The 13257-nt window shown below is 66.7% G+C and carries 8 protein-coding genes and 1 tRNA gene; all 9 read right to left on the reverse strand.

Annotated elements, in window-relative coordinates; all coding sequences use genetic code 11:
• Nucleotides 1–595 precede the first annotated feature (595 nt).
• The 9 genes from D473_RS0116740 to D473_RS0116780 all read right to left on the reverse strand — a co-directional run bounded on the left by D473_RS0116740 (nucleotide 596) and on the right by D473_RS0116780 (nucleotide 13187).
• Nucleotides 596–4474: a DNA-directed RNA polymerase subunit beta' gene (locus tag D473_RS0116740; RefSeq protein ID WP_017610202.1), complete on the reverse strand. Its 3879-nt coding sequence runs from the start codon at nucleotides 4472–4474 to the stop codon at nucleotides 596–598.
• A 34-nt stretch (nucleotides 4475–4508) separates the two neighbouring features.
• Nucleotides 4509–7976 (reverse strand): DNA-directed RNA polymerase subunit beta, encoded by a 3468-nt coding sequence (rpoB, locus tag D473_RS0116745; RefSeq protein WP_017610203.1) that lies wholly within the window; start codon nucleotides 7974–7976, stop codon nucleotides 4509–4511.
• Nucleotides 7977–8672: 696 nt separating this feature from the next.
• Nucleotides 8673–9062 (reverse strand): 50S ribosomal protein L7/L12, encoded by a 390-nt coding sequence (gene rplL / locus D473_RS0116750; RefSeq protein WP_017610204.1) that lies wholly within the window; start codon nucleotides 9060–9062, stop codon nucleotides 8673–8675.
• A 93-nt stretch (nucleotides 9063–9155) separates the two neighbouring features.
• Nucleotides 9156–9686 carry a 50S ribosomal protein L10 gene (gene rplJ / locus D473_RS0116755; RefSeq protein ID WP_017610205.1) on the reverse strand — a complete coding sequence of 177 codons (531 nt, stop codon included), beginning with the start codon at nucleotides 9684–9686 and terminating at the stop codon, nucleotides 9156–9158.
• 555 nt (nucleotides 9687–10241) lie between these two features.
• The gene (rplA, locus tag D473_RS0116760; protein WP_017610206.1) at nucleotides 10242–10919 is read right to left on the reverse strand and encodes a 50S ribosomal protein L1; all 678 of its coding nucleotides are present in this window, start codon (nucleotides 10917–10919) and stop codon (nucleotides 10242–10244) included.
• Between the two features lie 120 nt (nucleotides 10920–11039).
• A complete protein-coding gene (gene rplK, locus D473_RS0116765) occupies nucleotides 11040–11471 on the reverse strand; it encodes a 50S ribosomal protein L11 (protein WP_017610207.1) in 432 nt (143 codons plus the stop codon).
• 330 nt (nucleotides 11472–11801) lie between these two features.
• Nucleotides 11802–12614, reverse strand: a complete 813-nt coding sequence (nusG, locus tag D473_RS0116770; protein ID WP_017610208.1) for a transcription termination/antitermination protein NusG — start codon at nucleotides 12612–12614, stop codon at nucleotides 11802–11804.
• Nucleotides 12615–12766: 152 nt separating this feature from the next.
• Nucleotides 12767–13018 (reverse strand): preprotein translocase subunit SecE, encoded by a 252-nt coding sequence (gene secE / locus D473_RS0116775; RefSeq protein WP_026127038.1) that lies wholly within the window; start codon nucleotides 13016–13018, stop codon nucleotides 12767–12769.
• A gap of 96 nt (nucleotides 13019–13114) precedes the next feature.
• Nucleotides 13115–13187: transfer RNA gene (locus D473_RS0116780), tRNA-Trp, on the reverse strand.
• Nucleotides 13188–13257 lie beyond the last annotated feature (70 nt).

The following is a 13257-nucleotide window of genomic DNA, read 5'->3' on the forward strand; positions in this document are numbered from 1 at the left end:
GAGGGCCACTCCCCCGCTCCCGTCTCGCCAGGGGGCGCCGGAACGTCGGCGCTCGCAGCCACGTTCGGGTAGCCGCCCGGACGGTCACCGCGGTCCTCCCACGGCATGGGCTCCACCGGGCGGTGCGGCACCTCCCGCGCACCCGGGTACACGAACGGGTTCTGCGACTCGTAGGACGTGGAGGGTGCCGGCTCCTCGGGGACCGAAGGCGCCTGCGGTTCGGCAGGGGTGAACCCGCCCAACGCCTCGGGGTAGGGCTCGACCATCTCCGGACGCGCCGAATCCGGACCAGCGTACCCTCCGCTGTCCGGGAAGACCGTGCCTTGGCCCTTTTCCTCCCGCTGTTCGTCCAACGGGTCCTCGTACTCAGACTGCGTGCGGTGACGGTTCTGACTGGGCCGGAACCACGAATCCGCGCTGTTCCGGTCGGAGTCCCGTCCACCCCCGTGCTCGGTCACTGATGTGCCTGCCTTCCGACGCGCCGAAGCGCCCTCTCCCGTCCACACCGGAACGTGTGGACCAACAACGACAAACGGCGGCGGTCCCCACCCCTGCAGGGGTGGGTGGCCGCCGCCGTCAGTACAGCAAACCGTGGTTAACGGCTGTACGGTCCGAAGTCGTACTCCTCCAGCGGCACGGCTTCTCCCGAACCCTGCCCGAAGGTGTACTCGCTCGGCTCCTCGTACCCCGAGACGGAGTACATCGAGGCCTTGGCCTCCTCGGTGGGCTCCACCCGGACGTTGCGGTACTGCGGAATACCGGTACCGGCCGGGATGAGCTTACCGATGATGACGTTCTCCTTGAGGCCGAGGAGCGGATCGCTCTTGCCGTGGATCGCGTTCTCGGTGAGGACCCTGGTGGTCTCCTGGAACGAAGCCGCCGACAGCCAGGACTCCGTGGCCAGCGAGGCCTTGGTGATACCCAGCAGCACCGGGCGACCGGAGGCGGGCTGGCCGCCCTCGGACACCACGCGGCGGTTGATCCGCTCGAACTTGGGCCGCTCGACCATCTCACCGGGCAGCAGCTCGGTGTCGCCCGACTCCAGGATGTTCACACGCTTGAGCATCTGGCGGACGATGATCTCGATGTGCTTGTCGTGGATGGACACACCCTGCGACTTGTAGACCTCCTGGACCTCGGACACGAGGTGCTGCTGCACCGCGCGCGGGCCCTGGATACGCAGCACCTCGTGCGGGTTGATCGCACCCTGGATGAGCTGCTGACCGACCTTGACGGGGCCGCCGTCGCTCACGAGGAGCTGAGCACGCATCGGGACCGGGTAGGCGATCTCGTCCGTGCCGTCGTCGGGGATGACGACGACCTTGCGGCTCTTCTCGGTGTCGTCGATCCGGATCCGGCCCTCCATCTCGGAGATCGGGGCCATACCCTTGGGGATGCGGGCCTCGAAGAGCTCCTGGACACGGGGCAGACCGTGGGTGATGTCCTGACCGGCCGAACCACCCATGTGGAAGGTCCGCATGGTCAGCTGGGTACCGGGCTCACCGATGGACTGGGCCGCGATGATACCGATCGCCTCACCGACGTCCACCGGCTTGCCGGTCGCCATGGAGCGGCCGTAGCAGGTGGTGCAGACACCGATCTTCGCCTCACAGGTCAGCGACGAACGGATGCGCACCCGGGTGATCCCGTGAGCGACGAGCTTGTCGATGTTCTGCTCGGAGGTGTCGGCCAGCGCCGGAAGCACGAGGTTGCCCTCGGCGTCCAGCGTGTCCTCGGAGATGGTGCGGCCGAAGCCGGTGTTCTCGACGTTGTGCTTGCGCACGACGACACCGGCCGCGTTCTCCTCGCCGACCTCGTGCCAGAGCGAACGGTCCGTGCCGCAGTCGACCTCGCGGACGATGACGTCCTGCGCGACATCCACCAGACGACGGGTCAGGTAACCCGAGTCGGCGGTACGCAGAGCCGTGTCCACCAGCCCCTTGCGCTGACCGTGAATGGAGATGAAGTACTCCAGCACGGACAGGCCCTCGCGGTAGGAGGACTTGATCGGACGCGGGATCGTCTCACCCTGGGTGTTGGAGACCAGACCACGGATACCGGCGATCTGGCGCACCTGCATCGGGTTACCGCGAGCACCGGACTGGACCATCATCCACACCGGGTTGTCGGTGCGGAAGCTGTCCTCCATGTTCTTGGCGATCTCACCGGTGGCCTGGGTCCAGACCTCGGTGAGCTCCTGGCGCCGCTCGTCGTCGGTGATGAGGCCGCGGTCGAACTCGCGCTGGATCTTGTCGGCCTTGCGCTCGTGGGTATCGAGGATCTCGGCCTTGCGCGGGGGCACGATGACGTCCTCGATACCGATGGTCAGGCCGGACTGGGTGGCCCAGCGGTAACCCGCGTCCTTCAGGGCGTCCAGGGTCGTGGCGACCTGGACCTTGGCATAGCTCTCGGCGAGGTCGTTGACCAGCGTCGAGATCTGCTTCTTGCCGACCTGGAAGTTGACGTAGGGGTAGTCCACCGGCGTGCTCTCGTTGAAGAGGTACCGGCCGAGCGTGGTCTCCAGGGTGTAGGGCTCCCCGGGCTCCCAGTCCTCCGGCGGAGTCCAGTCCTTCGGTGCCGGGGCACCGTCGGCGATCCGCAGGTTGATGCGGGCCCGGATGTCCAGCTCTCCCAGGTCGAAGGCCATCAGGGCCTCGGCCGGCGAGAGGAAGGACCGGCCCTCGCCCGCGACACCGTCCATCTGCGTCGTCAGGTAGTACAGGCCGATGACCATGTCCTGGGTGGGCATCGTCACGGGCTTGCCGTCGGACGGCTTGAGGATGTTGTTGGTGGCCAACATGAGCAGCCGCGCCTCGGCCTGGGCCTCGGCGGACAGCGGCAGGTGCACGGCCATCTGGTCACCGTCGAAGTCCGCGTTGAACGCGGTGCACACGAGCGGGTGGATCTGGATGGCCTTGCCCTCGACCAGCTGCGGTTCGAAGGCCTGGATGCCCAGGCGGTGCAGCGTGGGCGCACGGTTGAGCAGCACCGGGTGTTCGGTGATGACCTCTTCGAGAACGTCCCACACGACCGGACGGGACCGCTCCACCATCCGCTTGGCACTCTTGATGTTCTGCGCGTGGTTCAGGTCGACCAGGCGCTTCATCACGAACGGCTTGAACAGCTCCAGCGCCATCTGCTTGGGCAGCCCGCACTGGTGCAGCTTCAGCTGGGGACCGACCACGATGACCGAACGGCCGGAGTAGTCGACACGCTTGCCCAGCAGGTTCTGACGGAAACGGCCCTGCTTGCCCTTGAGCATGTCGGACAGCGACTTCAGCGGACGGTTGCCGGGCCCGGTGACCGGGCGACCGCGGCGGCCGTTGTCGAACAGCGCGTCGACGGCCTCCTGCAGCATCCGCTTCTCGTTGTTGACGATGATCTCGGGCGCGCCCAGGTCCAGAAGCCGCTTGAGGCGGTTGTTCCGGTTGATGACACGGCGGTACAGGTCGTTGAGGTCGGAGGTCGCGAAGCGGCCACCGTCGAGCTGCACCATCGGACGCAGGTCCGGCGGAATGACCGGGATGCAGTCCAGCACCATGCCCATGGGGCTGTTGGTGGTGTTGAGGAACGCCGAGACGACCTTGAGCCGCTTGAGGGCACGGGCCTTCTTCTGGCCCTTGCCGGTACGGATGGTCTCGCGGAGCTTCTCGGCCTCCTCGTTCAGCTCGAAGTTGGAGAGCCGGTCCTGGATGGCCTGAGCGCCCATACCGCCGCGGAAGTACTTGCCGAAGCGGTCCCGCATCTCGCGGTAGAGCATCTCGTCGCCCTCGAGGTCCTGGACCTTGAGGTTCTTGAACCGGTTCCAGACCTCGTCGAGGCGGTCGATCTCGCGCTGGGCACGGTCGCGCAGCTGGCGCATCTCACGCTCGGCACCCTCGCGGACCTTACGGCGCGCGTCGCCCTTGGCGCCCTGTTCCTCGAGCTCGGCGAGGTCGGTCTCGAGCTTGCGGTGGCGTTCCTCGAGAGTGGAGTCGCGGCGCTGCTCCAGGTGCTGCTTCTCGACCGCGACACGGGCCTCCAGGGACTGCAGGTCGCGCTCACGGCCCTCGTTGTCCACCCACGTGACCATGTAGGCCGCGAAGTAGATGATCTTCTCGAGGTCCTTCGGCGCCAGGTCCAGCAGGTAGCCCAGACGCGAGGGCACACCCTTGAAGTACCAGATGTGCGTGACGGGGGCGGCCAGCTCGATGTGGCCCATCCGCTCACGGCGCACCTTGGCACGGGTCACCTCGACGCCACAGCGCTCACAGATGATGCCCTTGAAACGGACGCGCTTGTATTTGCCGCAGTAGCACTCCCAGTCCCGGGTCGGACCGAAGATCTTCTCGCAGAAGAGGCCGTCCTTCTCGGGTTTGAGGGTGCGGTAGTTGATGGTTTCGGGCTTCTTGACCTCGCCGTGCGACCACTGGCGAATGTCGTCGGCCGTCGCGAGACCGATTCGCAGCTCGTCGAAGAAGTTGACGTCGAGCACTTAATTCGTCCTCTGCTCTCGAAGGATGCGGAAGTTAGACCTCTTCGACACTGCTCGGCTCACGCCGCCCCAGGTCGATACCCAGCTCTTCCGCCGCACGGAAGACGTCCTCGTCACTGTCCCGCATCTCGATGGACATACCGTCGCTGGACAGCACCTCCACGTTCAGACAGAGCGACTGCATCTCCTTGATGAGCACCTTGAAGGACTCAGGGATGCCCGGCTCGGGGATGTTCTCGCCCTTGACGATGGCCTCGTAGACCTTGACACGACCCACGACGTCGTCGGACTTGATGGTGAGGAGTTCCTGGAGCGCGTAAGCGGCTCCGTAGGCCTCCAGGGCCCAGACCTCCATCTCGCCGAAGCGCTGACCACCGAACTGCGCCTTACCGCCCAGCGGCTGCTGGGTGATCATCGAGTACGGACCGGTGGAGCGGGCGTGGATCTTGTCGTCCACCAGGTGGTGGAGCTTGAGCATGTACTTGTAACCGATGGAGATCGGCTCGGCGAAGGGCTCACCGGTACGGCCGTCGAACAGCACGGCCTTGCCGTCCTCGTTGATGAGGCGGTCGCCGTCCTGGTCCGGGTTGACCGACTGCATGAGGCCGCTGAGCTCTTCGCCGCGGAGTCCGTCGAAGACCGGGGTCGCCACACGGGAATCGGCCTCGACCTCGGAGGCCCCCATCTCGTTCAGGGACTTCTTCCAGTCGGCGTCGAGCCCCTCGACGGTCCACCCGTTCTTGGCCAACCACCCCAAGTGGACCTCGAGCACCTGGCCGACGTTCATTCGGCCGGGTACACCCAGCGGGTTGAGGATGATGTCGATCGGGGTGCCATCCTCCAGGAACGGCATGTCCTCCTGCGGGAGGATCTTCGCGATGACGCCCTTGTTGCCGTGGCGGCCGGCGATCTTGTCACCGTCGGTGATCTTGCGCTTCTGGGCCACGTAGACGCGGACCATCTCGTTCACCCCGGGCGCGAGCTCGTCGCCGTCCTCACGGCTGAACACGCGCACACCGATGACCTTGCCGGTCTCGCCGTGCGGCACCTTCAGGGAGGTGTCGCGGACCTCACGGGCCTTCTCGCCGAAGATGGCGCGCAGCAGGCGCTCCTCCGGGGTCAGCTCGGTCTCACCCTTGGGCGTGACCTTGCCGACGAGGATGTCGCCGTCGACGACCTCTGCACCGATGCGGATGATGCCCCGGTCGTCGAGGTCGGCCAGGACCTCATCGCTGACGTTGGGGATCTCCCGCGTGATCTCCTCCGGACCCAGCTTGGTGTCCCGGGCGTCGACCTCGTGCTCCTCGATGTGGATCGAGGACATGACGTCCTCCTGCACCAGGCGCTGGGAGAGGATGATGGCGTCCTCGTAGTTGTGGCCCTCCCAGGACATGTACGCCACGAGGAGGTTCTTGCCCAGCGACATCTCGCCCTGGTCCGTGGACGGACCGTCGGCCAGGACCTCGCGCTCCTCGACCCGGGCGCCCTCATGGACGATCGGGCGCTGGTTGAAGCACGTGCCCTGGTTGGAGCGCTCGAACTTGCCCATGCGGTAGGTCCTGCGCGTGCCGTCGTCGGCCATCACGGTGACGTAGTCGGCCGTGACGTCCTCGACGACACCGGCCTTCTCCGTCAGCACGACCTCGCCGGCGTCGGTGGCGGCACGGTACTCCATGCCGGTACCGACGAACGGGGACTCGGCCCGCAGCAGCGGCACGGCCTGGCGCTGCATGTTGGACCCCATGAGCGCACGGTTGGCGTCGTCGTGCTCCAGGAACGGGATCATGGCGGTGGCGACCGACACCATCTGGCGCGGCGACACGTCCATGTAGTCGACCTCGTCGGTACTGACCTGCTCGAAGTCGTCACCGCGCCGCCGCACGAGAATGCCGGCTTCGGCGAAGGTGCCGTCCTCGTTCATCGGCGTGTTCGCCTGCGCGATGATGTAACGGTCTTCCTCGTCCGCGGTGAGGTAGTCGACCTCGTCAGTGATGTGACCGTCGACGACCCTGCGGTACGGGGTCTCCACGAACCCGAAGGAGTTGACACGCCCATAGGCGGCCAGCGAACCGATGAGACCGATGTTGGGACCCTCAGGGGTCTCGATCGGGCACATGCGGCCGTAGTGCGAGGGGTGGACGTCACGGACCTCGAAACCCGCGCGCTCACGGGACAGACCGCCCGGGCCCAGCGCCGAGAGGCGGCGCTTGTGGGTCAAGCCGGCCAGAGGGTTGGTCTGGTCCATGAACTGGGACAGCTGCGAGGTACCGAAGAACTCCTTGATGGAGGCCACGACCGGGCGGATGTTGATCAGGGTCTGCGGCGTGATCGCCTCGACGTCCTGGGTGGTCATCCGCTCGCGGACCACACGCTCCATGCGGGCCAGACCCAGGCGGACCTGGTTCTGGATGAGCTCACCGACGGTACGGAGACGGCGGTTGCCGAAGTGGTCGATGTCGTCGGTCTCGATGACCCGCTCGCCGAGCGGGGTCTCCTTCTCGGTCTCACCGGCGTGCAGGCGGACGAGGTAGTCGATCGTGTTGACGATGTCGTCCTCGGTCAGCGTGCCCTGCGTGTAGTCGGTGTCGAGGCCGAGCTTCTTGTTGATCTTGTACCGGCCGACCTTGGCGAGGTCGTAACGCTTCGGGTTGAAGTAGAGGTTCTCCAGAAGCGTCTGGGCCGACTCCTTCGTCGGCGGCTCGCCGGGACGCAGCTTGCGGTAGATGTCCAGCAGGGCGTCGTCGGTGCCGGCGGTGGGGTCCTTCTCCAGGGTGTTGCGGATGGACTCGTACTGGCCGAACCGCTCCAGGATCTGGTCGGTGGTCCAGCCCAGCGCCTTGAGCAGGACCGTGACGCCCTGCTTGCGCTTACGGTCGATGCGCACACCCACGAAGTCGCGCTTGTCGACCTCGAACTCCAGCCATGCACCGCGGGACGGGATGACCTTGCAGCCGTAGAGGTCCTTGTCCGAGGTCTTGTCGACAGAAGTGTCGAAGTAAACGCCCGGGGAGCGAACCAGCTGGGACACGACGACGCGCTCGGTGCCGTTGATGATGAAGGTGCCCTTGCTGGTCATGAGCGGGAAGTCGCCCATGAACACCGTCTGGCTCTTGATCTCACCGGTGTCGTTGTTGATGAACTCCGCCGTGACGAACATCGGGGCGGAGTAGGTCATGTCCTTGTCCTTGCACTCCTCTTCGGAGTACTTGGGCGGCTCGAACCGATGGTCGCGGAACGACAGCGACATCGTGCCCGAGAAGTCCTCGATCGGACTGATCTCCTCGAAGATCTCTTCGAGACCGGACTGCTCCGTAACGTCCTTGCGGCCGGCGTTCCGGGCCGCCTCCAGTCGGGCCTGCCACTTCTCGTTGCCCAGGAGCCAGTCGAAGGACTCCGTCTGAAGGGCGAGAAGGTTCGGGACCTCGAGTGGTTCCGGAATGCGGGCGAAGGAAACGCGGTGCGGACCAAGTACGTTAGCGGAGGCGTTGCGCGAGGCTGCCAACAGGGGTCCTTCCGAAGGCTTGTGGCGGTTGAAGCGCGCACGCCAGACGATCCGTCACGAGAAGGACCGTCACAACGAGGTCGAGACGGTCGCATCGAGTGGGAACGGCCTACCGGGTTCCGGTTGTACTACGGATGGCGGCAAACGTTCACCAACACAGGGATCACCAAAGGGCAGCGCAAAAGAGCAGTGTAGCCGGAAACTACACCGCTGTCCACCCACGGTCCACAACACCACTCAAGACACCGGCAGGATCACCCGCCGAGGGCGATCCGTCAACCCCGAACACCCCGCCCGAGGTCGGTCTCTCGTCGCGTTCCGTACGGCTGGACGAGCGCGCCTGCCCCTGGCCCCAGGAGGGGGATGTTGAGCCAACAGACATCCCGAAGGGTTCCCCCACGGGCAACGGGTAAACACTCCTCCGCCCGGACCCCGTCAAGAATCCCGGGACGGGAGATTATCGCGCCCAAGGGACAGTTCGCACATGCGCTCCCCCGGTGCCCGCCCGATCGACCCGACCAAGCCTGGCACAGCATGGCCCCGGGGCGGCCGCGGACACGGCCGTTCACGGCATACGGGACGCGGGGCCCCTCCGAGGCACTGAGTGGACCGTGAAGACACGAACACGGCCGCCCCTCCGCAAGGGAAGGACGGCCGCGTGAAGCAGACCAGCGGGCTTCTGCGGCCCGCAGGAGACTACTTGAGGGTGACGGTGGCGCCGGCGCCCTCGAGGGACTCCTTGGCCTTGTCCGCGTTCTCCTTGTTGACGCCCTCGAGCAGAGCCTTCGGAGCGTTGTCGACCAGGTCCTTGGCCTCCTTGAGGCCCAGGCTCGTGAGGCCGCGGACCTCCTTGATGACCTGGATCTTCTTGTCGCCGGCCGACTCGAGGACGACGTCGAACTCGTCCTTCTCCTCCTCCTCGGCGGCCTCGCCACCGCCACCGGCGGGGGCGGCGACGACGGCGGCGGCCGGGGCGGCGGCCTCGACGTCGAACTTCTCCTCGAAGAGCTTCACGAACTCGGAGAGCTCGAGGAGGGTCATCTCCTCGAACGCAGCAAGCAGGTCCTCGTTGCTGAGCTTCGCCATGGTGCGATCTCTCTTTCTCTACAGGACACGCGCGCCGATCAGACGCCGCGTGCGAGCCTTTGGCGGGCGGCAGCCCGCCGTGGTTCAGGGGTTCTAGGCGGCTTCCTCGGAGCTCTTCTTCTCCTCGAGGGCCTTCGCGAGACGCGCGGCCTTGAGGGGGAGAGCCTGGAAGACGGCGGCGGCCTGGCCCTGCTTGGACTTGAGGGCACCGGCCATCTTCGAGAGAAGCACCTCGCGGGACTCCAGGTCGGCCAGCTTGGTGATCTGTTCGGCGTCCATCGTCTTGCCGTCGATGACGCCGCCCTTGATCACCAGGGCGGAGTTCTGCTTCGAGAAGTCGCGCAGACCCTTGGCCGCCTCGACCACGTCACCGTGGACGAAGGCGATCGCGGAGGGACCCTCGAGGAGGTCGGAGACCTCTTCGTCGATCTCTGCGTCCTTGACCGCGATCTTGGTCAGGGTGTTCTTCACGATGCGGAATCGCGCGGTCTGACCGAGGCCACGGCGGAGCTCGTTGAGCGCCGCCACGGAGAGCCCCCGGTATTCGGTCAGCACGGCACCGTTGGACTCACGGAACTCGCCCGCGAGCTCGGCGACCGCTGCTGCCTTGTCCGGCCTCGCCATGGGACTCCTTCCAACATTGTCGTCATCCCGCCCGACGGCGGGGATGCTCCACCCCGAAGGGGCGGACGTTTCCGCTCCCGGCCGACGGACCTTGCGGTCGTCCGGCCTTCGAGGGGCGTTCGGGCCATGGCCCCGGCTTCCGGTCACCACCGGATGCCGGCCGACGACAACACCGGCTGTCTCCCACGGACTCGTCGCGATCGGCGTCAGCACGAGAAAAGCCCCGAGCGCCAGGCGCACGGGGCACGACCACGTCCTGAAGGGCACACACATCGGTGCCCGGGACGGGAAAGCTCTGAGTGACACCTGCGCGGGCGCCCATCGTGGACGGGTCCTTAGGTCACCCTTGCGGGCGACGACCAGCGGTCTTCGGCAATATCCAACCTTACCCCACGTTCCGGTCTGCATCGAACCGAGTAGTGCGACCACGGCCGGCGCGGAACCGCTGCGGTACCCGCCACACCGCCGACGGGCCCCGCACACGAGCGCGGGCCCCGGCCCCTTCCGCGCGGAAGGGGCCGGGGCCCGCGGTGTCTACGGCCTCACCCGGGAGACTCAGATCTCGAGCGGGATGGAGGGGCCCATGGTCGTGGTCATGGAGCCCTTCTTGACGTAGCGGCCCTTGGCGGCGGACGGCTTGATGCGGTTCACCTCGTCCAGGGCGGCCTGGTAGTTCTCCACCAGCTTGGCGTCCTCGAAGGAGCTCTTGCCGATGATGAAGTGCAGGTTCCCGTGACGGTCGACGCGGAACTCGATCTTTCCGCCCTTGATGTCGTTGACGGCCTTGGTCACGTCGGGGGTGACGGTGCCGGTCTTCGGGTTCGGCATCAGGCCACGGGGACCGAGCACGCGGCCCAGGCGGCCGACCTTGCCCATGAGGTCCGGGGTGGCCACGACGGCGTCGAAGTCCAGGAAGCCGTTCTGGATCTCCTGGACGAGGTCGTCGTCACCGACGTAGTCGGCGCCAGCGGCGCGAGCCTGCTCGGCACGCTCACCGGTCGCGAAGACCAGGACCCGAGCGGTCTTACCGGTGCCGTGCGGCAGGTTCACGGTGCCACGGACCATCTGGTCGGCCTTGCGCGGGTCGACGCCCAGGCGCAGGGCGACCTCGACGGTCGGGTCGAACTTGACCTTGGCGGTGTCCTTGGCCAGCTTCACTGCCTCGGCGGGGCTGTAGAGCTGGTTACGGTCCACCAGCTCACTGGCTTTGCGGTGGTTCTTGCTGCGCTTCACGCTTGTCTCCTATGCGGACGTGTGGTCACCGGGCCAGCGCCTGGCCCTGCCACGGTCGGTCGCGGACGCGGTGCGTCCGCTCACCCCGGCGGGAATGCACCGGAGCCACCCGAGGGGGTGTTACTTGATCACGATGCCCATGGAACGGGCGGTGCCCTCGACGATCTTGGCGGCGACCTCGACGTCGTCGGTGTTGAGGTCGGGCAGCTTGGTCTGCGCGATCTCACGCACCTGGTCGGCGCTGATCGTGGCGGCAGTGGTACGCCCGGGGTCGGTCGCGGCCTTGTCGACGCCCGCAGCCTTGAGGATCATCTTCGGCGCCGGCGGCGTCTTCGTGACGAAGCTGAAGGAGCGGTCCTCGTAGATGGAGATCTCTACGGGGATGACGTTCCCGCGCTGGGCTTCCGTCGCAGCGTTGTACTGCTTGCAGAAGTCCATGATGTTGACGCCGTGCGGACCGAGAGCGGTACCGACGGGCGGGGCCGGAGTGGCCTGACCGGCGGGGAGCTGCACCTTGACGAGTGCTGCCAGTTTCTTCTTCTTCGGAGGCATATCGGGTCCTTTGCCTGATGTGCGGTGTGTGTCGGTCCCGTCCCCTCGACGACACCGGGAGCGGCGACGGAGGCCGCGGGGTGCCGCGCGCCGAACGGGTCACGAGCCCGGACACGGGGTCGCGGGTCTCGGTCCGCCGGGACCGGACGGACCAGGGCCGTGCGCCGCGGTGCGGGCACAAGCCGGTGGGCCCATCCGAGGAGGGACCCACCAAGGGCGTGCTCCGCGGACGCATACCCTGCTCGCGACGAGCAGCATCCACGGAACACGCCCCAGTCTATGCCGCCCGGGGAGTGGCCCGGGCCGGGTTCCGGCCGGAGCCGGCAGGGATCAGATCTTGGAGACCTGGTTGAACGACAACTCGACGGGGGTCTCGCGGCCGAAGATCGACACCAGGACCTTGAGCTTCTGGGTGTCGGCGTTGATCTCGCTGACCGTCGCGGGCAGGGTCGCGAACGGACCCTCCATGACGGTGACGGACTCGCCGACCTCGTAGGCCACGTCGGCACGGGCCTCGCCGCCACCGCCGGCAGCGGCCGCGGTACCGCCGGGCTGCTGGGCCTGCTCCGGCTCCTCCTCCGGTTCGGGGGCCAGGAGCTTGGCGACCTCGCCCAGGCTGAGCGGCGCGGGCTTGTTGGACAGACCCACGAAGCCGGTCACACCCGGGGTGTTGCGGATGGCCGACCAGGACTCGTCGGTGAGGTCCATGCGGACGAGTACGTAACCGGGCAGGACCTTCTCGGTGACCTGCTGGCGCTTGCCGCTCTTGACCTCGGTGACCTCGTGCTCGGGCACCTCGACCTGGAAGATGAACTCCTCCATGTTGAGGGACTGGGTGCGGCTCTCGACGTTGGTCTTGACCCGCTTCTCATAGCCCGCGTAGGTGTGCACGACGTACCAGTCGCCCGGGAGAAGGACGAGCTCGTTCTTGAATTCCTCGACGGGGTCGAGGCGCGGGAGCTCGGGCTCCTCGTCGGCCTCGGTCTCGCTGTCCTCGGCGGCACCGCTCAGTTCCGGGCTGTCGGCCTCGGTCGACTCGACCGCGTCCTCCGTCTGCTCGCCCGCCTGGCCGGTCGCTTCCGCCGACGACTCATCCGGCTCCTCTTCGGGGAGGTCGTCAGAGGTCAGTGGGGACTCGGACACGGCTGCTCTTTCTCTCGTCGGATCACTCTGCGGGGGCGACGCACGCAGAGCGCGCCTCGAACCCAGTCCTGACAGCTTAAGGTCTCCGCGAGCAGGAAGGGACCAGCACGCTCACGTGAGACGGGAAGGATCACCGGAGAGAGGGGGTCCGGTCAGGCCGAGGGGGTACCGAAAGTGCCGTAGAGCCAGGTGATGGCCTCGCCGAAGGCGAAGTCCAGCAGGGAGACGTAGGCCAGCACGATCACTACGAAGACGAGGACGACGATGGTGTAGGTGACCAGTTCCCGGCGCGTGGGCCAGCGGACCTTGCGGAGCTCACCGACGACCTGCTTGGTGAAGGTCACCGGACCGGTACGACGCGGCCGCTCATTGTTGGGCTTGGCGTCGGCGTCAGTCTGAGTCACCTGAGGGTCCTTAGGGTCGCGGGCCGCTGAAAATCCCGGTGAGGTCCCGGTCGGCCGGGCGACGCCGGAGACGCCACCCGACCGCACGAGCACTTGCAGGGCAGGAGGGACTCGAACCCCCAACCGCCGGTTTTGGAGACCGGTGCTCTGCCGATTGAGCCACTGCCCTTGGAAAGGAAACTGATCCCCACCATAGCCGCTCCGGACGACGGTCGTACACCATTGTGTACCTCACACCG

This window comes from Nocardiopsis xinjiangensis YIM 90004, from assembly GCF_000341145.1.
Classification (GTDB): domain Bacteria; phylum Actinomycetota; class Actinomycetes; order Streptosporangiales; family Streptosporangiaceae; genus Nocardiopsis; species Nocardiopsis xinjiangensis.